Raw genomic sequence first — 21,005 nt, forward strand, 5'->3', positions numbered from 1 at the left:
CGCGGCAGTCTATCATGCCGTTTCGGCAACGGCGTCCTCCGGCGGCAGCGGCTGCGACAGTATTACCGCCATCTCCGCCATGGCCCGGAACACGGCCGCCGTCAGCGCCGCCGTGTGCGCCCGCGTCGGATAGGGATGTTCGCTGCTGGTCGGCGGCAGTTCGCGCCGCAGGCGGCAGCGCAGGATCGTCAGGCCGCAGCGGCCGACCATGGCCGCCAGCTGCGGCAGGATTTCGCGCATGTGTTGCATGGCCGACGTGTGGGCCGCGCCCACTTCCATGATGACGCCGTTGCCGGCCGCCGGTTCCATCTGGATGACGATGCGGCCCAGGCCGGGCAGCATCAGTTCGAGCCGCAGCGCCACGCGCGCGCGCTTGCGGCGCTGCGGTACGGGCTCCTCGTCGTCGTTGACGACCACGCGCAGCACCAGCCGTTCCGCGCCCCAAGCGAACACGGCAAAGCGCCACGGTTCCATTTCGGTCACCAACGGCAGGCCGGGACGGCCCTCGCGCAGCGCCGACGGCGTGTGGTCGGCCATGAACAGGCTCGACGGGACGTGCTGGCCGGCGGCCTGTTCCAGCCAGGCGGCGCGCTGCTCGCCGTAGGTGCGCACCATGGTTTGCCACGAGCCGGCCATCATGGCCGTGTCGGGCGGCTGCCAGACCATCTGGCGCGACATGAACACCTGGTTGGGGCGCATCGCCGACGGCTCGGACGCGTTCGGCAGATCGGCCAGCGCGGCGGCCAGCGCCTCGAGTCCGGACTGCGGCAGCGGCTGGGCGTCGGGGCCGTCGAACGGCATGCCGACGCTGGCCGGACCGGCCGGCGCGGGCGACAGCGGCGTGACCGGATAATGGGCGTTGCTGTCGCGCGCGTCGATCGGTCCGCGCACGGCCGGGCCCGGCTGTCCGGACTGCCTGTCGGGGATGCTCAAGGGGCGCAACGCTGCGCCGACGCGGTCTACGGCCATCAGGCTCGCTCTTTAATGTAACTGATGCGATTCGGTGAAAAAAAAGCCAACCGAAAACTCCGGTTGGCTCCTTGTTTTTCCGTCCCGCAAGCGGAACGGAAAGGCTACGATTATTGCAGCAAGGACATAACCAGCGACGAGGTGCTGTTCGACTGCTTCAGCATCGCGGTACCGGCTTGCAGCAGCATCTGGCTGGAAGTCATGTTCGACGATTCGGTCGCGAAGTCGGTGTCCATGATACGGCCAGTTGCGGCTTTGGTGTTAGTGGAAACGTTGGCCAGGTTGTTATAGACGTGGTCCAGACGGTTCGAGACGGCGCCCAGCGACGAGCGGACGGTCGAAACGGAGTCGATCGCGGTGGCCAGCGTGTCGATGATGGTGTTGGCGGTGCCCGCGCCAGTCAGCTCGGTACCGGTAACGGCTGGATCGACGCCGTCAGCGGAGAAGTTCTTGGTCGCGTTGCCCAGGGCGGTGTGCATCGATTGCAGGGTGGTGCTGACGTCCAGGGCCAGCTTTTCAGTGGTCGAGCTACCGATCTGGAACGTGATGGCGGCGTTGAACTTCGAGTCGGTTTTGGTGCCGATCAGCGAGTTACCACCGAAACCGGTGTTGCCGACGATGTTGGTCAGTTCTTTGCCCAGCGCGTCGAATTCCGACTGCATGGCGGTCTGGTCGGCGGCGGTCGACGAACCGTCGGCTGCCTGGGTGGCCAGATCCTTCATACGCATCAGGATATTGGTGGTCTCGTCGAGCGCGCCTTCGGCGGTTTGCATCATCGAGATCGAGTTCTGGGTGTTGCGCATTGCAACGGTCATGCCGCTGGTCTGGTATTTCAAACGGGTGGCGATCTGCAGGCCGGCCGCGTCGTCCATTGCCGAGTTGACACGGAAACCGGTGCTCAGACGGGTCTGCGAAGTCGACAGCGACGACTGGGTGCGGGTGATCGAGTTTTGTGCCGACAGAGCAGCGGAATTGGTGTGAAGGCTCAGCATGGAAATACTCCTGGTAGGTGGATTCAGTTCGGAGCGTCGGTATTTTGCGCTCTCCCAAGTACAAGACGACCGTATCCGGGAGGACATTAAATGCTTTGTGGAAATTTCTTCAAATTATTTCTGCGGGCCGATGTCTGTCTGGCGCCACCGGGGCATTTGCCTATGAAATTGTACTGCTGGGTGATGCACGGGCCTAACATTTTCCCGGCGCTGGGGTATGCTGGCTGCCTGGATTCTTCTCTCATTAATAAACGGCACGACAGATGGCGATATCGATTCAACAATCTTCCACGCCTGCGGCGGCGGACGCGCTTGCGGTTGAGGCCGAAGCTTTGTTTACCCGGGGCGTGGCGCTGCACAGCGACGGCGACCTGGCTGCCGCGATGCGCACCTATGAGCAGGCGCTCAAGCTCGTCCCGGAGCATTTCGGTGCGCTGCACTATGTGGGCGTGATTGCTTTCACCATAGGCAACTTCGACATGGCGGCCGGCTTCATGCGTTCCGCGCTGGCGGTCGATCCGGGCAGTGCGGCCGTCCACAGCGATCTGGGCAACGCTTTGCGCGAGCTGGGCCAGCCGGACGATGCACTGCAGAGCTACGACCGCGCGCTCGCGCTCAATGGCGCCGACGCCAACACCCACTACAACCGCGGCGTCGCCCTGCAGGCCTTGCAACGGCCCGCCGACGCGGTGCTGGGCTACGATCAGGCGCTGGCCATCGACGCCGGCGACGATCAAGCCTGGGCCAATCGCGCGGTCGCATTACAGCAGACCGGCCAATCCGTTGAGGCACTGCACAGCGTGGAGCGGGCGCTGGCCGTCAATCGGCACAATGTGGAGGCATACAAGCATCGTGGCGACATCCTGCGGGCGATGGGGCGGCCGGACGAGGCAGGGGACAGTTACCAGCATGCGCTGGCATTGGCGCCGGACTACGCGTCGGCGCACCACGCCCTCGGCTCCCTGTTGTGCGCGCACGGAGCGGTCGACGACGCGCTGCGGTGTTTCGACGCCGCGATCGGCCTCGATCCGGGCTTGACCGAGGCTTATCGCCAGCGCGCGACCATCTTGCGCCAGCTGGACCGGTCCATCGACGCCGTGCAGGACGAGCAAGCCGCGACGCGGCTGGTGCGGCAACAGATCGATGCCTGCCGCCAGCTCGGCACGCAGCTCCAGGAGCTGGATCGTCCGCGCCCGGCCGCACGCCAGTTTGCCGCCGCGTTGGCGCTGGACGACACCGACGCCGGCCTGTGGCAACTGCACGCGCGCATGCTCAACGCCGACCGCCGGCCGGACGAGGCGCTGCAGAGCATCGACCGCGCCCTTGCGCTCCAGCCCGACAGTGGAGACTACCACCTGACCCGGGGCGCGATCCTGCGCGCCGCGTTGCGCTACGACGAGGCGCTGCAGTCTTACCAGACGGCGGTGCGGCTGGCGCCGCGCCATCCAGCCGCGTACACCAATCTGGGCAGCCTGCTGGATCAGCTGGGCGATACCGAGCAGGCCATGGCTAACTACGCGCAAGCCATTGCGCTCGATCCGGATTGCGCGCTGGCGCGCTGGAATCGCTCGCTGGTGTACTTGCGCCGGGGCGATTACCAGCGTGGTTGGCGCGAATACGAGTGGCGCTGGAAGGCGGAGACGCTGGCAGTCTACAAAGGCAAGCGCAGCTTTGCGAAACCGGCGTGGACCGGCCGCGAATCCCTCCACGGCAAAACCATCTTGCTGCACACGGAACAGGGGCTCGGCGATGCCTTGCAATTTTGTCGGTATGCGCCGCTGGTGGCGGCGCGCGGCGCGACCGTGGTCCTGGAAGTGAAGCGGCCGCTGGCCGCCTTGATGACCACGCTGGCGGGCGTGTCCCGGATTGTCGTCCAGGACGAACCGTTACCGGCGTTCGATTACCACATCTCTTTAATGAGTCTGCCGCTGGCGTTTGACACCCGGCTGGACACGGTGCCGGCCGCGCTGCCTTATCTGGACAGCGATGCCACCAAGGTGGCGCAATGGAGCACGCTGCTCGGCCAGCGCACGAGGCCACGCGTGGGCATCGTCTGGCGCGGTGCTCCCGGGCACGCGAACGACCACAATCGCAGCGTGCCGTTGCCGCTGTTTGCCGGCCTGCTGTCGGATCAATACGAGTTCGTCAGTTTGCAAAAGGAAGTGCGGCCGGACGAACAAGCGTTGCTGGATGCCTCGCCGGTGCGGCAGTTCGCAGAGCGTCTGCACGACCTGACCGATACCGCCGCCTTGTGCGCGTTGATGGATGTGGTGATCACGGTCGATACCAGCGTCGCCCATTTGGCCGGCGCGTTGGGCAAACCGGTCTGGCTGTTGTTGCAGGCGCCGTTCGAATGGCGCTGGCTGGAGCAGGGCGCCGATAGTCCGTGGTATCCGGGCGCCACGCTGTATCGGCAGTCCCGGCGCGGCGACTGGGCGCCGGTGATTGCGGCGGTGGCTTCGGACATGCACAAGTTGCGCCGCGGCTGACCGCGTCGCAGCACAATTGAGCGCAGCGAACGCGTGGCCTGCCACACGGCCACGCGCGCCCGATCACATATTCGGATAGTTCGGCCCGCCGCCGCCCTCCGGCGTGACCCAGACGATGTTTTGGGTCGGGTCCTTGATATCGCAGGTTTTGCAGTGGACGCAGTTTTGCGCGTTGATCTGCAGCCGGTCGGCGCCGGCGTCGGTCTTGACGAACTCGTAGACGCCTGCGGGACAGTAGCGCGCCTCCGGCCCGGCGTACTGGGCCAGGTTGACATCGACCGGCACGCTCGGATTCTTCAACGTCAGGTGGATCGGCTGGTCTTCGGCGTGGTTGGTGTTGGAGATGAACACCGACGACAGGCGATCGAAGGTCAGCTTGCCGTCCGGCTTGGGGTAGACGATGGGCGTGAACTGCGAGGCCGGCTTCAGGCATTCGTGGTCGGCGTGCGTGTGGTGCAGGGTCCACGGCGCCTTGCCACGGAAGACGATCTGGTCGATACCCGTCATCAGCGAGCCCAGCACCAGACCCTTGTTGAGCCACGGCTTGACGTTGCGCGCCACATGCAGCTCCTCGTGCAGCCACGATTTCTCGAACGCGGCCGGGAAGGCGGCCAGCTCGTCGTGCTGGCGGCCGGCGCCGAGCGCCTCGAAGGCCGCCTCGGCCGCCTGCATGCCGGTCTTGATGGCCGCGTGGCTGCCCTTGATGCGGCTCATGTTCAGAAAACCGGCGTCGCAGCCGATCAGCGCGCCGCCCGGGAACACCAGTTTCGGCAAGGATTGCAACCCCCCAGCGGTAATGGCGCGGGCGCCGTACGAGATGCGCTTGGCGCCCTCGAAGAACGGTTTGATGGCCGGGTGGGTTTTATAGCGCTGGAATTCCTCGTACGGCGACAGGTAGGGGTTTTCGTAGTTCAGGCCGACGACATAGCCGACCACCACCTGGTTGTTCTCCATGTGGTACAGGAAGGAGCCGCCGTAGGTCTTGTTGTCGAGCGGCCAGCCGGTGGTGTGCACCACCAGCCCGGGCTGGTGCTTGGCCGGGTCGATTTCCCACAGTTCCTTGATGCCGATGCCGTACGACTGCGGGTCCTTGCCCTTGTTCAGGTCGAACTTGGCCATCAGCTGCTTGCCCAGGTGGCCGCGCGAGCCTTCGGCGAACAGGGTGTATTTGCCGTGCAGTTCCATGCCGAGCTGGAAGTCCGAGCCGGCCTCGCCGTCGCGCTTGACGCCCATGTTGCCGGTGGCGACGCCCTTGACGGAACCGTCGTCGTTGTACAGGATCTCGGCGGCGGGGAAGCCGGGGAAGATCTCGACGCCAAGCGCCTCGGCCTGCTGGCCGAGCCAGCGCACCACGTTGCCGAGCGAAATGACGTAGTTGCCGTGGTTTTCAAAGCAGGCCGGCAGCGCAAAGGCGGGCGTCTTGAAGGACTTGGTTTCGGTCAGGAACAGCACGCGGTCTTCGGTGACGGCGGTGTTGAGCGGCGCGCCTTTTTCCTTCCAGTCCGGGATCAGTTCGGTCAGCGCCTTCGGGTCCATCACGGCGCCCGACAGGATGTGTGCGCCCAGCTCGCCGCCTTTTTCCAGCACGACGACCGAGACTTCGCGGCTTTGCTGCGCCGCCAGCTGCTTGATGCGGATCGCCGCCGACAAGCCGGCGGGACCGCCGCCGACGATGACGACGTCGTATTCCATGGCGTCGCGCGGGCCGTACTGTTCTACGAGATTTTGTGGCTGTGTCATGGTCTTTTTATAGTGGTTATGGTGTTTGTAAGCGTCTAAATGCGGACAGGGATGCGTGACGTGGAAAATTTTAGCACGAGTGTGCTTCTTTTTCCGTCCGAATGCAACTTTGGCGCCATTTTGAGGGACATTATTAGACACCGCAATCTAATACTGGCGATTTGTGTAATGATTACGTTTCGACAGCCGGGGTAGACACGCATGGTCGGACCCGGCCATCAGGAATTCGTCACCAATAAATCTAGGAGTAGCTCGTGGGCATAGAAGTCAACTTTGAGGGAAAAATCGCGCTGATCACCGGCGCCTCCAGCGGTCTGGGAGCCCGGTTCGCCAAAGTGCTGGCCCAGGCCGGCGCCCAGGTGGTGCTGGCCTCGCGCCGCACCGAGCGGCTCAAGGAGCTGCGCGCCGAGATCGAGGCCGACGGCGGCGCCGCGCACGTGGTCAGCCTGGACGTGACCGACTTCGCCAGCATCAAGTCGGCCATCGCCCACGCCGAGACGGAAGCCGGGCCGATCGACATCCTGGTCAATAATTCGGGCGTGTCGACCACCCAGCGGCTGGTCGACGTCACGCCCGAGGACTACGCCTTCGTGATGGACACCAATTTGCGCGGCGCCTTTTTTGTCGCGCAGCAGACCGCCAAGCGCATGATCGCGCGCGCCAAGGGCGACCCGACTAAAAAGCACCGCATCATCAACATCGCCTCGGTGGCGGGCCTGCGCGTGCTGCCGCAGATCGGCGTCTATTGCATGAGCAAGGCCGGCGTGGTGCAGATGACCAAGGCGATGGCGGTGGAGTGGGGCAAGTACGGCATCAACACCAACGCGATTTGTCCCGGCTACATCTCGACCGAGATCAACGAGGATTATTTCGCCAGCGAGCAGGGCCAGAAGCTGATCAACATGCTGCCGCGCAAGCGTCCCGGCACGCCGGAGGATCTGGATGGGTTGCTGTTGTTGCTGGCGGGTGAGGATTCGAATTTCATCAACGGCGCCATTATCTCGGCCGACGATGGCATGACCGCGATGTGACGCTTACCGATGCGTCAAAGCTGGATGCCCACCAGCTTGTGCACCAGCTCGGACGAGGTCGACGCCGAGAATTTGCGCATCAGTTTGGCGCGGTGCATTTCCACCGTGCGCGGACTGAGGTCGATCTGGCGGGCGATGCTTTTGCTGGTCTTGCCCTCGACCAGCAGGGCGGCGATTTCCCGTTCGCGCGGCGTCAGCTCGGCGGTGACGGGACGTTTTTCGCTGACGTCCTCGAACGTCCAGATGCCCGGCCCGAGCGGCTCCTGCGACTTCATCGAATGGCCGGTGACGTGGCACCAGAACAGCTCGCCGTTGGCGCGGCGCATGATGCGCTCGTCCGAATAACGGCCCTTGGCGTTCATGATCGGAATGATGCGGTCGCCGGTGCGCAGGAACTCGTCCATCGTCGGATACAGCGCCAGGAACGACAGGCCTTCGAGCTGGGCGCGGGTATAGCCGAACATCGAAGCCAGCGCGTCGTTGCAGCGCTGGATGACGCGACTTTCCGAGATACACATGCCGACCGGCGCGTGCAGGAAAATGGATTCGTAGTCGATGGCGGGGGCGGCGTTCATTGTGAAAGTGGCAGGTAGTTCTACGGTATTGTGCTTTTGGAGAGCGTATTCTATGCTGAGACGCCGCGTGGGTAGCACAGTTAACAACGTTATCAACTGATTTAGCAACAGACGACTTCGATAAATAAGACCAGCATCAACTAAATACAAGAGTTAAGGGACAACATGAACAAAATCTATCCCGACGCCGCCGCAGCCTTGGCGGGCGTCGTTCAAAACGGTCAAACGATCGCCGTTGGCGGTTTCGGCTTGTGCGGCATCCCCGAAGCGCTGATCGGCGCGTTGCGCGATTCCGGCGTGACCGGCTTGACCGCCATCTCCAACAACGCCGGGGTCGACGGGTTCGGCCTGGGCCAGCTGCTGGAAACGCGGCAGATCAAGAAGATGATCGCATCCTACGTCGGCGAAAACAAGGAATTCGCGCGCCAATACCTGGCCGGCGAGCTGGAGCTGGAATTCACGCCGCAAGGCACCTTGGCCGAGAAGCTGCGCGCCGGCGGCGCGGGCATTCCGGCCTTCTTCACCAAGACCGGCGTCGGCACGATCGTCGCCGATGGCAAGGAAATCCGTGAATTCGACGGTGAACAATATGTGATGGAACGCAGCCTGGTGGCCGACGTGGCGCTGGTTAAGGCGTGGAAGGCCGACAAGGCCGGCAACCTGGTGTTCCGCAAGACGGCGCGCAACTTCAATCCGAACGCGGCCATGGCCGGCAAGGTCACCATCGTCGAAGTCGAGCACCTGGTCGAGATCGGCGAGATCGACCCGGACGCCGTGCACCTGCCGAGCATTTTCGTGCACCGCATCGTCGTCAACGCCAGCCCGGAAAAACGCATCGAGCAGCGCACCGTGCGCGCCAACTAAGAACATCGGAGACACTATCATGGCATGGACACGTGACGAAATGGCCGCGCGCGCGGCGAAGGAATTGCAGGACGGTTTTTACGTCAACCTGGGCATCGGCTTGCCCACCCTGGTGGCGAACTATGTGCCGCCCGGTATCGAAGTGTATTTGCAGTCGGAGAACGGCCTGCTGGGCATCGGCCCGTTTCCGACCGAGGACGAGATCGACGCCGATCTGATCAACGCCGGCAAGCAGACCGTCACGGCGCTGCCGGGCGCTGCCTACTTCAGCTCGGCCGATTCGTTCGGCATGATCCGGGGCGGCAAGATCAACCTGGCGATCCTGGGCGCGATGCAGGTGTCGGAGCACGGCGACCTGGCCAACTGGATGATTCCGGGCAAAATGGTCAAGGGCATGGGCGGCGCGATGGATCTGGTGGCCGGCGTCAAGCGGGTGGTGGTGCTGATGGAGCATGTGGCCACCGCCAAGGACGGCACGACGTCGCACAAGCTGCTGGCAAAATGCGACCTGCCGCTGACCGGCGTGGGCGTGGTCGACCTGATCGTGACCGACCTGGGCGTGCTGGAAGTGACCGAGAGCGGCCTGAAGGTCACCGAACTGGCGCCGGGCGTCAGCAAGGAACAGATCCAGGCCGCCACCGGCGTCGAGCTGGACTTGTCGGCGGTGTAACAGGCTTATGTGATCGATCCGGAAAAACGGCAAACGCTGCATGCGTTTGCCGTTTTTTTTTGAGGGCAGGATGGGTCATCTCGGAGCGACGAAAACATTGCGTTATTTTCGTCACCTGGCGGCGCCACACAAGTGCTGCTCGACGCCAATGTATTATTACCACCGTGCCTTTCCGGCTTAATTGCTTGAGAAGAGGTTTCCTGTTGGCGATACCAAAGAAAAAGCCCCGGGCATCGCTGCGCGGGGCTTTTTGCTGAAAGGGTGTCAGCTTAGTGGGCTGGTACGATGATCACCGGTTTCACTTCGGTGTCGGCGGCAACCACGGTCGAGCCTGGGTTGTTCAGTTCCGCGTTCATCTTGGCGACGTCGAGCTCGTTTTCCCATTTCGACACCACCACCGTTGCCACGCCGTTGCCGATGAAATTGGTCAGCGCGCGGCATTCGCTCATGAAGCGGTCGATGCCCAGGATCAGCGCCATGCCGGCCACCGGGATCGTCGGCACCACGGCCAGGGTCGCGGCCAGCGTGATGAAGCCGGCGCCGGTGATGCCGGAAGCGCCCTTGGAGGTCAGCATCGCCACGCCCAGGATGGTCAGTTCCTGCCACAAGGTCAGCTCGGTGTTGGTTGCCTGGGCAACGAACAGCGCAGCCATCGTCATGTAGATATTGGTGCCGTCCAGGTTGAACGAGTAGCCGGTTGGGACCACCAGGCCGACCACCGGTTTGGCGCAGCCGAGGCGTTCCAGTTTGGTCATCAGCGAAGGCAGCGCGCTTTCCGATGAGCTCGTGCCCAGCACGATCAGCAGTTCTTCCTTGATGTACTTGATGAACTTGAAGATCGAGAAGCCGGTGTAACGGGCGATGATGCCCAGCACGACAAACACAAACAGGCCGCAGGTCAGGTAGAACGAACCCATCAGCTTTGCCAGCGGGATCAGCGAGGCCAGGCCGTATTTACCGATGGTGAAGGCCATCGCGCCGAACGCGCCGATCGGGGCGACTTTCATGATGATGTTGACGACGCCGAAGATGGCGTGCGACAGCTCGTCGATCAGCTTGGTGATCGGACGGCCGCGCTCACCGAGCAGCGACAGCGAGAAGCCGAACAGGATGGCGATCAGCAGCACTTGCAGGATGTCGCCCTTGGCGAACGCGTCCACGAAGGTCTTCGGGATGATGTTCATCAGGAAGTCGGTGGTGGTCAGGCCTTCGGCGTGCGTGTATTGCGCGATCGACTTGGCGTCCAGGTGGGCCGGATCGGCGTTGAAGCCGGCGCCCGGTTTGAGCACGTTGGCCACGACCAGGCCGATGGCCAACGCGAAGGTGGACACCACTTCGAAGTAGATCAGCGCCTTGCCGCCGACGCGACCGATTTTCTTGACGTCTTGCATGCCAGCAATGCCGGAGACCACCGTACAGAAGATCACCGGGGCGATGATCATCTTGATCAGCTTGATGAAGCCGTCGCCCAGGGGTTTCATGGCGACCGCGTCGGCAGGCAGGAAGATGCCGAGCAGGATACCGCAGGCGATGGCGAACAACACCTGGATATATAGGATTTTATAGAATGGCTTTTTCACGGGGTCTCCTCGCGTTCATTTGAGGAGTCAATGATGTCCCAACTGGAGAGTTATCACTATTGTGGAAACCCGCAAATCACTGGCTGTGATAACTCTCCCATATGAGGGATAACACGTACCCGAAATTAATTTATTGCGCGACCCAGCCGCCGTCCATGTTCCACGCCACGCCGCGCACTTGCTTGGCGGCATCGCCGCACAGGAAGACGGCCAGCGCGCCCAGTTCCTCCGGGGTGACGAATTCGCCGGACGGCTGCTTGTCGGCCAGCAGCGCCTTCTTCGCCTCGTCGTTGCTGATGCCGTCCTTGGCCGCGCGGGCGTCGACCTGCTTTTGCACCAGCGGCGTGAGCACGAAGCCGGGGCAGATGGCGTTGACCGTCACGCCGGTGGTGGCCGTCTCGAGCGCGCCGGCCTTGGTCAGGCCAATCAGCCCGTGTTTGGCCGCGACATAGGCCGACTTGCCGGCCGACGCCACCAAGCCGTGGGTCGAGGCCAGGTTGATGATGCGGCCCCAGTTGTTGGCGCGCATGCGCGGCAGCACCAGGCGCGACGTGTGGAACGCCGACGTCAGGTTGATGGCAATGATGGCGTCCCACTTCTCGACCGGGAAATCCTCGATGTTGGCCACGTGCTGGATGCCGGCATTGTTGACCAGCACATCGACGCCGCCGAACTTGTCGCCGGCGAAAGCGATCATGCTTTCGATCTCGGCCGGCTTGGACATGTCGGCGTTGTGATAGGCGACCTGGACGCCGAATTCGCTGGCCAGGTCCTGCTGCAATTTGTCGATCTCCGCGGCGTCGCCGAAACCGTTCAGCAGCACGTTGGCGCCCTCGGCCGCCAGGGTGCGCGCGATGCCCAATCCGATGCCGGACGTGGAGCCGGTGACCAATGCTGTTTTGCCGCTCAAAGTCTTGTTTGTCATAGTGTCCTCTGCGGGGTTGGAGATAAAAGGCGGCTGCGCTACACTGCGGTAGGATTTTAAGCGCAACGCCCGGTAAAATGGTATGTCAAAACATCATTACATAAAAATCATCAAGGAAGCCGCATGCTCGAAGCGAAAATAAAGTCCGTTCAATGCCTGTCGCTGGCTGGTTTGCACCAGATGGCCTACAAGGAATGGGGCGACCAGGGCAATCCGAACGTGCTGCTCTGCGTGCACGGCGTGACCCGCGTTTCCGACGATTTCGACAGCATGGCGCGCGCGCTGGCGTCCGACTACCGCGTGATCTGCCCGGACGTTGTCGGCCGCGGCCGCTCCGACTGGCTCAGGAATCCCCAGCTGTACCGCATTCCGCAATACGTCAGCGACATGGTGACCTTGCTGGCACGTGTGTTGGACCAGGGGCCGGCGCAAAAGGTCGATTGGTTCGGCACCTCGATGGGCGGCTTGATCGGCCTGGGCCTGGCCTCGCTGCCGGACAATCCGATCCGCAAGCTGGTGCTCAACGACATCGGCCCGGTGTTGGCGCCGTCGGCACTGCAGCGCATCGGCGACTACATCGGCCAGGACCTGCGTTTCGACACGTTCGAGGATGGCGCCAAGTTCGTCCGCGACGTCTCGTCGTCCTTCGGCCAGCACACCGAGCAGGAATGGCACAAACTGGCCACCGATGTTTTGCGCCAGGATAAGGACGGCAAATGGATACGCCATTATGATATGGGGCTGTCGTTGCCGTTCCGCTCGGCGACGCCCGAGTCGGCCGCCGCCGACGAGGCCATGCTGTGGGCCGCCTACGACGCCATCGCCTGTCCGACCTTGCTGGTGCGCGGCGCCGATTCCGATCTGCTCACGCGCGAGACGGCGGCCATGATGACGCAACGCGGTCCGAAAGCCACTCTGGTGGAAATCCCCAACGTCGGCCACGCGCCGACTTTTACCCACGACGATCAGATTGCGATCGCCCGGAAATTCCTGCTCGGCTGACAAGGCCGGGCGGGACTGAATCACGAGAAAAGTAGAAAAAGTATGGAAATCAAACGACTGCATGTAGGCAAACGATTGTCCGAAGTGGCAATTCACAATGGCACCGTCTATCTGGCGGGCCAGATCGCCGAGGAAACCAGTCTCGATATCAAGGGTCAAACCCGTGAAGTGCTCGGTCATATCGACCGCCTGCTGGCCGAATCGGGCAGCGACAAAACCTGCATCCTCAGCTGCCAGATCTACATCGCCGACCTGGCCGATTTCGACGGCATGAACGAAGAGTACGACGCCTGGGTGCCGAGCGGCCACACGCCGCCGCGCGCCACGGTCGAAGCCAAGCTTGCCAATCCGGAAGTCTTGGTCGAGATCGTCATCGTCGCTGCCCAGCGTTAGGAACATCATGGTTTCAATCACCGCGCTTACCAGCGCCACGTCGGATCAACTGGTGCAGGGGCTCACGCCCGACGACAGCGCGCGCATGCTGTCGGCGCTCGACTTCGCCAGCACCGCGTACGGCGACCTGGTCAGCACCAGCGGCCAGTCGGCGCTGGACTTTTCGATCGGCGTGGCCGGCACCTTGTCGTTCATGCGCACCGACGTCGAAACCCGCATCGCCGGCCTGATGTTCGAGCTGACCTTGCTCGACACGGCGCAGGCGGCGGTGATCGAACCGCGCTTCGGCCAAGAGGTCGGCGATCTGGTGGCCGGCGTCCGCCAGCTGATACGGCTGCGTGAACTGACGCAGGCGCCGGGCGGCCATGGCGGCGTGGCGCCGGTGGCGGTGGGGCGCGGGCGCAACGCCGCGCAGATGGCGGTGGCGCAGGTGGAAACCTTGCGCAAGATGCTGCTGGCGATGGCCTCCGACATGCGCGTGGTGCTGGTGCGCCTCGCCTCATGCGTGACGACCTTGCGCTATTTCGCCGACATCAAGCTGTTCAACGACATGACGTGCGCCTACGGCCGCGAAACGTTGGACTTGTACGCGCCGCTGGCCAACCGGCTGGGGATCTGGCAACTGAAATGGGAGCTGGAGGATTTGTCGTTCCGCTTCATCGAGCCGGAGGCTTACAAGCGCATCGCCAAGATGCTCGAAGAAAAGCGCATGATGCGCGAAGGCTTCGTCACCAACGCCATCGCGCGCCTGCAATCGGAGATGGCGGCCGCCGGCATCAAGGCCGAGGTGTTCGGCCGACCCAAGCACATCTACTCCATTTGGAGCAAGATGAAGGGCAAGGAGCTCGACTTCACCGACCTGTACGACGTGCGCGCCTTCCGCGTGATCGTCTCCGACGTCAAGACCTGCTACACGGTGCTCGGCGTGGTGCACAACATCTGGACCCCGATCCCGAAGGAATTCGACGACTATATCTCCCGTCCGAAGCCGAACGGCTACCAGTCGCTGCACACGGTGGTCACGGCCGAGGACGGTCGACCGCTCGAAGTGCAGATCCGCACGCAAGAAATGCACAGCTTTGCCGAGTACGGCGTGGCGGCGCACTGGCGTTATAAGGAAGAGGGCGGCTCCAACTTCGCCGGGCAGAAGTACGACGAAAAGATCGCCTGGCTGCGCCAGTTGCTGGCGTGGAAAACCGACGTTGCCGACGCGGTCGTCGGACAGGAAGAGCAGCAGCGCGAATGGGTGGAAAAGCTCAAGTCGGCGGCGCTGGACGATCGCATCTTCGTGCTCACGCCGCAGGCGCGGGTGCTGGAGTTGCCGGTCGGCGCCACACCGGTGGACTTCGCCTATCACCTGCACAGCGATGTCGGCCACCGCTGCCGTGGCGCGCGCGTCGACGGCGTCATGGTGCCGCTGAACACACCGCTCAAAAACGGCCAGACTTGCGAAATCATCACCGCCAAGGGCGCGCCGGGCACCGCCGGACCGTCGCGTGACTGGCTCAGCGACGAATACACGGTCGCCACCCGCACGCGCTCGAAGATCCGCGCCTGGTTCCACGCCATCGACATGCAGGAAACCTTGTCGCACGGACGCGCGATGGTGGAAAAATCGCTGCAGCGCGAAGGCAAGACGGCGGTCAATCTCGAAGCGCTGGCCAACAAGCTCGGTTTCGCCAAGGTCGACGACTTGTTCCTGTCGGTGGGCAAGGACGAGTTCAGCCTGCGCCATGTCGAGCACGCGCTGCACGACACGGGCGAGCCGGTCGAGCAGGAAGACGCAGTGGTGCTGGGCAAGAGCAAGGCATCGAGCGTGGATCAGGGCGCCAAATCGGGCGTGCTGGTGGTCGGCACGGACGGCTTGATGACGCAGCTGGCCAAGTGCTGCAAGCCGGCGCCGCCGGACGGCATCGTCGGCTTCGTCACGCGCGGCAAGGGCGTCTCGATCCACCGCGCCACGTGCAAGAACTTCGCCGAAATGCGCGCCAAGGCACCGGAGCGGGTGATCGTCACCGAATGGGGGCGCGCCGTCTCGGACACGGTCTACCCGGTCGACATCTTCATCCTGGCGGGCGACCGGCAGGGGCTGCTGCGCGACATTTCGGAGATCTTCTCGCGTGAAAAGATCAACGTCGTCGGCGTCAACACGCAAAGCGCCAAGGGCTACGCGCGCATGACGTTCACGGCCGAAATCGGCGCCACCGCGCAACTACAGAAAGCGCTCAACGCCATCGCCGAAGTCACCGGCGTCCAGGAAGCCCGCCGCGCCTAAAAGCTGCGGGGTCAAGTCTGTCATTCGGACACGGACGCAACTGTCGCAGCGCATTACTGCTGGCTTCGTGTCCGAATGACAGACTTGACCCCAGCATTGGGAAGTTGCTTTTGCGGGATGCGGGCGGCGTGCGATGTGACCAGCAGCCAGCTGTCGCCATCCCATTGCCAGACGCGGGTGATGCGCTGGCGCTCGGTCCACGGCGCGCCGTTGTGGGTGCCGGTTTCAGCGCTGACGCTGTTGATAAGCTGCGGGGTCAAGTCTGTCATTCGGACACGAACGCAACTGTCGCAGCGCATTACTGCTGGCTTCGTGTCCGAATGACAGACTTGACCCCGGCATTGGGAGGCTGGTTTTGCGGGAGGCGTGCGATGTGACCAGCAGCCAGCTGTCGCCATCCCATTGCCAGACGCGGGTGATGCGCTGGAGCTCGGTCCACGGCGCGCCGTCGCGGGTGCCGGTTTCAGTGCTGACGCTGTTGATGACCGCCGTGTTGCCGTAGAACCGCGTGCTCGACGCTTCGTTGAGGATGGCGTTGCTCAACGTCGGGCGGGCCGCCAGATGCATCAGATAGTCGAGCTTGCTTTGGACCTGGCCATCCGTGTCGATCAGGACGAAATCCTCCGCCATCAGCTGCCCAAGTTGTTCGACCCGCGCTTGCTGGCGCAAAGTGCTCCACGCATCGTCGACGACCGCCAGCGACTCCCGTGGCGGCTCGGCAGACACCGCTGGCAACGATAACCCGAACGTCGCGGCAAGCGACAGCGCAAGCAGGCTGCGCCGCATCAGGTCTTTTCCAGCCCCGCAGGCCGTCATGCCTGGATGATTGCGGCAACGCGCGCGGCAATGGTCTGGGCCAGCAAATGGATGTGGTAGCCGTCCACAAAACCGTGGTGCGCCTGCACCGAGAACGGCACCGTCATCTTGCCGTTGTCGGCGTCGCCGAACTTGCCCCAGGCTAGCGAGGGAATGTCGTAGTCGCCATGGCGGTAGATCGGGTGTTCGATCGAGGTCAGCTTGAACCACGGCATGCAGGTGATGTGGACGTTGTTCTTTTGCTCGCGCTCGGACTGCTCCTTGGCGGAGTTGATCATCTCGGTGCTGGCCTCGGCAATGGCCTTCGCTTCCAGGCTGCGGGCGACGAATTCCTGTAAATCCGACGACATCGCGAAACACGCGAAGTTGAGATTGTTGTCTTTGTTAAGCACGGTGTACGACGCCCAGAATTCGTCAATCTTGATCACTTCGCCGTCGTTGATGCGGTACATGAAGTTGTCGATCTCCTTGATCGAATTCAGTATGCAATACAGGAAGAAGTGGAACGGCGGCAGCTTGTGCGCCTTGCAGTAGGGCCGGAAGTCCGGCAAGGGCATCTCGAAGCTGACGTTGACGAGCGGCTTTTCAAACGCAGCAAACAGGTTGTAGCGGTCGCGGCGCTTTTCAAAATTGTGCATGATGTTCCGAAGACGATGGTTAAAGTGGTGCTTGCGGGCCGACTTCGGCCTGCAATGTGATGTGGTCGATGCCGTGCTTGTCCAGCAGCATGGTCTTGATCGCGTGCAGGATGTCGGGCCAGCGTTCGAGGTCGACGATCTCGACATGGCCGATCAGCGCCGGCTCGCCCGGCGACATGTCCCACACGTGCAGGTCGTGCACCGAGCATACGCCGGCTATCTGTTCCAGGTCGGCGCCTACCTTCAGATAGTCGATCGGCTCGGGCACGCCGCCCATCAGGAAGTGGTAGGACTCGCGCAGCACGCCGACTGTCGATTTTAAAATCAGCAGCGCGACGAAGATCGACAGCAGAGGGTCGATCATCATCCATCCCGTGTAATAGATGACGGCGCCAGCCGCCAGCGCGGCGACCGATCCCAACAAGTCGCCCATGACGTTGACCAGCGCGGCCCGCGTATTCATATTGCTGTCGCCGCGCGACAACATATAAGCCAGCACGATATTAATCACGAGGCCGATGCCGGCGACGATGAACACCGTGGCGCCGTGCACCTGTTCTGGCTGCGCAAAGCGTTGCGCGGCCTCGAATACGATCCAGCCGACCAGTACCAGCAGCACCAGGCTGTTGACGAAGGCGGCCAGCGCTTCGGCGCGGCCGAAGCCGAACGAATGGCGCGCCGAAGGCGGCCGCTTGGCGATCAGCTGCGCCAGCAAGGCCAGGCCCAGCGCGGCGGCGTCGGTGACCATGTGGCCGGCGTCGGAAATGAGCGCCAGCGAGTTGGACATGAAGCCCGTGACCACCTCGACCACAGCAAAACCCAAAGTCAACGCCAGCGACCAGGCAAGCACCGATTGGCTGCGCTGCAGGGTGAAGTGCGCATGCTTGGCGTCGCCGTCTCGATGTTCGTGCAGATGGGCGGAAGGCGAGGGCGGCGCCTCATCGCTAGGGGTGATGCGGGTTTCAGCTTGCATGGGCTTGGTCGACGGCGACGACTTAGTGACGAATAACCACAGTTTAAAGGATGCCGCCCCGCGCGTCTTGCGCTGTCATGGTGCGTTTTGTAAATGTTTCCTATGAATACCCTTGTTTTTCTCCGAATCGCTCTCTATAATGCTGGTCTTCGGGCGGTTAGTTCAGCTGGTTAGAATACTTGGTCGACATCCAAGGGGTCGCAGATTCGAATTCTGCACCGCCCACCAGATTACGTAGTACGGTAGTAAATGCGAGCAGTACGGCGCAGTAAAAAGCGGTAAAATAGAAGTAGAGCAGTACCACGGGCGGTTAGTTCAGCTGGTTAGAATACTTGGTCGACATCCAAGGGGTCGCAGATTCGAATTCTGCACCGCCCACCAGAACATATGTAAGAGCGAGAAAGGCAATCCGGTTATGACACCGCGAACTACTACCAAGCTTTGGGAGTGACGCTAGTCGATCGGGATTCTTTTGCTCAAAAAAAGAGAAAACGCGGCTAGCCCGCGTTTTTTTTCGTCCGCGTTTTTATTATCAAATTCCGCTGTAACTACACCGGCCTCGCGCCAACAGGAGATCACTATGCTTTCAGTCCGCCTTCCAGATGGTTCTGCCCGTGAATTCGACGGCCCAGTCACCGTGGCACAAGTGGCGACCAGCATCGCCACCAGCCTGGGCAAGGCCGCCCTGGCCGGTAAGGTCGACGGCAAAGTGGTGGATACCTCTTTCCTGATCGAGAAAGATTCCGATCTGGCCATCATCACCGACAAAGACCCGGAAGGTCTCGATGTGATCCGTCACTCGACTGCCCACTTGCTGGCCTATGCCGTCAAGGAATTGTTCCCGGATGCGCAAGTGACCATCGGCCCGGTCATCGAAAATGGCTTCTACTATGACTTCTCGTACAAGCGTCCGTTCACGCCCGACGACCTGGTGGCGATCGAAAAGAAGATGACCGAGCTGGCCAAAAAGGACGAGCCGGTCACCCGCAAGGTGCTGCCGCGCGACGAGGCCGTCGCTTACTTCAAGTCGATCGGCGAAGAATATAAAGCAGAGATCATCTCGTCGATTCCGGCCGACCAGGACGTATCGCTGTATTCGGAAGGCAAGTTCACCGACTTGTGCCGTGGCCCGCACGTGCCGTCCACCGGCAAGATCAAGGTCTTCAAGCTGATGAAGCTGGCCGGCGCCTACTGGCGCGGCGACAGCAAGAACGAAATGCTGCAGCGTGTCTACGGCACCGCCTGGACCAAAAAAGAAGATCAAGAACAGTACCTGTTCCAGCTGGAGGAGGCGGAAAAGCGCGACCACCGCAAGCTTGGAAAGCAATTGGACTTCTTCCACTTCCAGGACGAGGCCCCGGGTCTGGTGTTCTGGCATCCGAAGGGCTGGACCATCTGGCAGCAAGTTGAGCAATACATGCGCAACAAGTACCAGGTCAACGGCTACCAGGAAGTCAAGGCGCCACAGATCCTCGATTCCAGCCTGTGGGGCAAGACCGGCCACTGGGATAACTACCGCGAAAACATGTTCGTGACGGAATCGGAAAACCGTTCCTACGCGCTCAAGCCGATGAACTGCCCGGGTCACGTGCAGATCTTCAACAGCAATATGCGCAGCTACCGCGACCTGCCGCTGCGTTACGGCGAGTTCGGCCAGTGCCACCGCAACGAGCCGTCCGGCGCGCTGCACGGCATCATGCGCGTGCGCGGCTTTACGCAGGATGACGGCCACATCTTCTGTACCGAAGAGCAGATCGAGCCGGAAGTGGTGTCGTTCCACACGCAGGCGATGGAAGTCTACAAGGACTTCGATTTCCACAATATCGACGTCAAGCTGGCGCTGCGTCCGGACAACCGCATCGGCACCGATGAAATCTGGGACGAGGCCGAGGACGCGCTGCGTTCGGGCCTGCGCGCCTGCGGCGTGACCTGGACCGAGTTGCCGGGCGAGGGCGCGTTCTACGGTCCGAAGATCGAGTACCATCTGAAGGATTCGCTGGGCCGCCCATGGCAGGTCGGCACGATGCAGGTCGACTTCTTCATGCCCGAGCGTCTGGGCGCGGAATATGTCGCGGCTGACAACAGTCGCCAGGTGCCGGTCATGCTGCACCGGGCCATCGTCGGTTCGATGGAGCGCTTCATCGGCATCCTGATCGAGAACTACGCCGGCGCATTGCCGACGTGGCTTGCGCCTGTGCAAGTATCGGTGCTCAACATCTCCGACGCGCAGGCCGATTATGTTAGCCAGGTCACCGAAAAGCTGCGCCGCAGCGGGTTCCGGGTACAGAGCGATTTGCGCAACGAGAAAATAACCTATAAAATACGTGAACATTCCGTCCAAAAACTGCCTTACATCGTTGTAATTGGTGATAAGGAACGGGATGCCAACACCGTGGCCGTGCGGGCACGGGGCAATGTCGATCTGGGCGTCATGTCCGTCGATGCCCTGATCGAGCGACTCCAGCAAGACGTCGCCAATAAAGCCTGATCGCACTGGCCTTACCATTAGATTTTAAAAGGAATCACCATAGCTACTGACAAGTCGCATCGCATCAACGGCGAAATCACTGCCCCTGAAATGCGTTTAAGTGGGGTCGAGAACGAGCCGCTCGGTATCGTCACTTTGGCCGAAGCCTTCCGCCTGGCGGAAGAGGCCAATGTCGACCTGGTCGAGATCGCGCCAACGGCGGTACCGCCGGTTTGCCGTTTGATGGACTACGGCAAATTCAAGTATTCGGAGCAGAAGAAGGCTCACGAAGCTAAATTGAAACAGAAAATCATCGCCGTGAAGGAAGTCAAATTCCGTCCGGGTACCGATGACGGTGACTACAATATCAAGCTGCGTAACCTCATCAAGTTCCTCGATGAAGGCGACAAAACCAAGATCACGCTGCGTTTCCGCGGCCGTGAGATGGCGCACCAGGATATTGGCTTCCGCATGCTGGAACGTCTGAAAGCCGATCTGGAGCCGTATGGCCAGGTCGAGCAGTTCCCCAAAATGGAAGGGCGCCAGATGATCATGGTGCTGTCTCCCAAGAAGAAGAAATAATCCATCCGGTTTGGATCGACAAGG

At 62.0% G+C, this 21,005-nt stretch carries 19 protein-coding genes and 2 tRNA genes; 11 read left to right on the top strand and 10 right to left on the bottom strand.

The window, feature by feature from the left end; all coding sequences use genetic code 11:
- Nucleotides 1–12: 12 nt before the first annotated feature.
- Nucleotides 13–969 (bottom strand): hypothetical protein, encoded by a 957-nt coding sequence (locus ACZ0BA_RS05495; RefSeq protein WP_463450323.1) that lies wholly within the window; start codon nucleotides 967–969, stop codon nucleotides 13–15.
- 110 nt (nucleotides 970–1,079) lie between these two features.
- A complete protein-coding gene (locus tag ACZ0BA_RS05500; protein WP_463450324.1) occupies nucleotides 1,080–1,961 on the bottom strand; it encodes a flagellin N-terminal helical domain-containing protein in 882 nt (293 codons plus the stop codon).
- 263 nt (nucleotides 1,962–2,224) lie between these two features.
- Here ACZ0BA_RS05500 and ACZ0BA_RS05505 point away from each other — a divergent pair, with 263 nt between their 5' ends.
- Nucleotides 2,225–4,450 (top strand): tetratricopeptide repeat protein, encoded by a 2,226-nt coding sequence (locus ACZ0BA_RS05505; protein WP_463450325.1) that lies wholly within the window; start codon nucleotides 2,225–2,227, stop codon nucleotides 4,448–4,450.
- 63 nt (nucleotides 4,451–4,513) lie between these two features.
- Here the strand turns inward: ACZ0BA_RS05505 and ACZ0BA_RS05510 are convergent, their stop codons facing one another.
- Nucleotides 4,514–6,190, bottom strand: coding sequence for an electron transfer flavoprotein-ubiquinone oxidoreductase (locus tag ACZ0BA_RS05510; RefSeq protein ID WP_463450326.1), 1,677 nt, complete (start codon nucleotides 6,188–6,190; stop codon nucleotides 4,514–4,516).
- 254 nt (nucleotides 6,191–6,444) lie between these two features.
- Between ACZ0BA_RS05510 and ACZ0BA_RS05515 the strand changes: the two genes are divergently transcribed.
- Complete coding sequence (locus tag ACZ0BA_RS05515; RefSeq protein WP_463450327.1) at nucleotides 6,445–7,221, top strand: SDR family oxidoreductase; 777 nt, start codon at nucleotides 6,445–6,447, stop codon at nucleotides 7,219–7,221.
- Nucleotides 7,222–7,235: 14 nt separating this feature from the next.
- Here ACZ0BA_RS05515 and ACZ0BA_RS05520 read toward each other — a convergent pair whose 3' ends face one another.
- Nucleotides 7,236–7,796 carry a LuxR C-terminal-related transcriptional regulator gene (locus ACZ0BA_RS05520; RefSeq protein WP_463450328.1) on the bottom strand — a complete coding sequence of 187 codons (561 nt, stop codon included), beginning with the start codon at nucleotides 7,794–7,796 and terminating at the stop codon, nucleotides 7,236–7,238.
- A gap of 165 nt (nucleotides 7,797–7,961) precedes the next feature.
- On the opposite strand from ACZ0BA_RS05520, the gene ACZ0BA_RS05525 reads away from it, so the two are divergent.
- Both ACZ0BA_RS05525 and ACZ0BA_RS05530 read left to right on the top strand, forming a co-directional pair.
- The gene (locus tag ACZ0BA_RS05525; RefSeq protein WP_463450329.1) at nucleotides 7,962–8,660 is read left to right on the top strand and encodes a CoA transferase subunit A; all 699 of its coding nucleotides are present in this window, start codon (nucleotides 7,962–7,964) and stop codon (nucleotides 8,658–8,660) included.
- Between the two features lie 19 nt (nucleotides 8,661–8,679).
- Nucleotides 8,680–9,330 carry a CoA transferase subunit B gene (locus ACZ0BA_RS05530; protein ID WP_463450330.1) on the top strand — a complete coding sequence of 217 codons (651 nt, stop codon included), beginning with the start codon at nucleotides 8,680–8,682 and terminating at the stop codon, nucleotides 9,328–9,330.
- A 269-nt stretch (nucleotides 9,331–9,599) separates the two neighbouring features.
- On the opposite strand, the gene ACZ0BA_RS05535 is transcribed toward ACZ0BA_RS05530, so the two are convergent.
- Together ACZ0BA_RS05535 and ACZ0BA_RS05540 are read right to left on the bottom strand one after the other, a co-directional pair.
- On the bottom strand, nucleotides 9,600–10,910 hold the full coding sequence (locus tag ACZ0BA_RS05535; RefSeq protein ID WP_463450331.1) for a dicarboxylate/amino acid:cation symporter: 1,311 nt from the start codon (nucleotides 10,908–10,910) through the stop codon (nucleotides 9,600–9,602).
- A 130-nt stretch (nucleotides 10,911–11,040) separates the two neighbouring features.
- Nucleotides 11,041–11,835: a 3-hydroxybutyrate dehydrogenase gene (locus tag ACZ0BA_RS05540; protein ID WP_463450332.1), complete on the bottom strand. Its 795-nt coding sequence runs from the start codon at nucleotides 11,833–11,835 to the stop codon at nucleotides 11,041–11,043.
- A gap of 123 nt (nucleotides 11,836–11,958) precedes the next feature.
- Here ACZ0BA_RS05540 and ACZ0BA_RS05545 point away from each other — a divergent pair, with 123 nt between their 5' ends.
- The 3 genes from ACZ0BA_RS05545 to ACZ0BA_RS05555 are packed head-to-tail and all read left to right on the top strand — an operon-like array spanning nucleotide 11,959 to nucleotide 15,505.
- Entirely contained in the window at nucleotides 11,959–12,837 is an 879-nt protein-coding gene (locus ACZ0BA_RS05545; protein WP_463450333.1) for an alpha/beta fold hydrolase, read from the top strand.
- Nucleotides 12,838–12,879: 42 nt separating this feature from the next.
- Complete coding sequence (locus tag ACZ0BA_RS05550; RefSeq protein WP_463450334.1) at nucleotides 12,880–13,230, top strand: RidA family protein; 351 nt, start codon at nucleotides 12,880–12,882, stop codon at nucleotides 13,228–13,230.
- A 7-nt stretch (nucleotides 13,231–13,237) separates the two neighbouring features.
- A complete protein-coding gene (locus tag ACZ0BA_RS05555) occupies nucleotides 13,238–15,505 on the top strand; it encodes a RelA/SpoT family protein (RefSeq protein WP_463450335.1) in 2,268 nt (755 codons plus the stop codon).
- Nucleotides 15,506–15,558: 53 nt separating this feature from the next.
- On the opposite strand, the gene ACZ0BA_RS05560 is transcribed toward ACZ0BA_RS05555, so the two are convergent.
- From ACZ0BA_RS05560 to ACZ0BA_RS05575, 4 genes are read right to left on the bottom strand one after another with little or no spacing between them, the layout of a single operon-like run.
- Nucleotides 15,559–15,765, bottom strand: coding sequence for a hypothetical protein (locus tag ACZ0BA_RS05560; RefSeq protein ID WP_463450336.1), 207 nt, complete (start codon nucleotides 15,763–15,765; stop codon nucleotides 15,559–15,561).
- Nucleotides 15,731–16,291 carry a nuclear transport factor 2 family protein gene (locus ACZ0BA_RS05565; RefSeq protein ID WP_463450337.1) on the bottom strand — a complete coding sequence of 187 codons (561 nt, stop codon included), beginning with the start codon at nucleotides 16,289–16,291 and terminating at the stop codon, nucleotides 15,731–15,733. The genes ACZ0BA_RS05560 and ACZ0BA_RS05565 overlap by 35 nt, the downstream gene beginning before the upstream one ends.
- A gap of 26 nt (nucleotides 16,292–16,317) precedes the next feature.
- Nucleotides 16,318–16,959 carry a CatA-like O-acetyltransferase gene (locus tag ACZ0BA_RS05570; protein WP_463450338.1) on the bottom strand — a complete coding sequence of 214 codons (642 nt, stop codon included), beginning with the start codon at nucleotides 16,957–16,959 and terminating at the stop codon, nucleotides 16,318–16,320.
- Between the two features lie 19 nt (nucleotides 16,960–16,978).
- Nucleotides 16,979–17,932 (bottom strand): cation diffusion facilitator family transporter, encoded by a 954-nt coding sequence (locus ACZ0BA_RS05575; RefSeq protein WP_463450339.1) that lies wholly within the window; start codon nucleotides 17,930–17,932, stop codon nucleotides 16,979–16,981.
- Nucleotides 17,933–18,083: 151 nt separating this feature from the next.
- Between ACZ0BA_RS05575 and ACZ0BA_RS05580 the strand changes: the two genes are divergently transcribed.
- The 4 genes from ACZ0BA_RS05580 (at nucleotide 18,084) to infC (ending at nucleotide 20,981) form a co-directional block, all read left to right on the top strand.
- Nucleotides 18,084–18,160, top strand: a tRNA-Val gene (locus ACZ0BA_RS05580).
- A gap of 76 nt (nucleotides 18,161–18,236) precedes the next feature.
- A tRNA-Val gene (locus tag ACZ0BA_RS05585) sits at nucleotides 18,237–18,313 on the top strand.
- A 199-nt stretch (nucleotides 18,314–18,512) separates the two neighbouring features.
- On the top strand, nucleotides 18,513–20,420 hold the full coding sequence (gene thrS, locus ACZ0BA_RS05590) for a threonine--tRNA ligase (RefSeq protein WP_463450340.1): 1,908 nt from the start codon (nucleotides 18,513–18,515) through the stop codon (nucleotides 20,418–20,420).
- Between the two features lie 21 nt (nucleotides 20,421–20,441).
- On the top strand, nucleotides 20,442–20,981 hold the full coding sequence (gene infC / locus ACZ0BA_RS05595; protein WP_255372374.1) for a translation initiation factor IF-3: 540 nt from the start codon (nucleotides 20,442–20,444) through the stop codon (nucleotides 20,979–20,981).
- Nucleotides 20,982–21,005 lie beyond the last annotated feature (24 nt).

The organism is Duganella sp. AC917 (assembly GCF_979258245.1).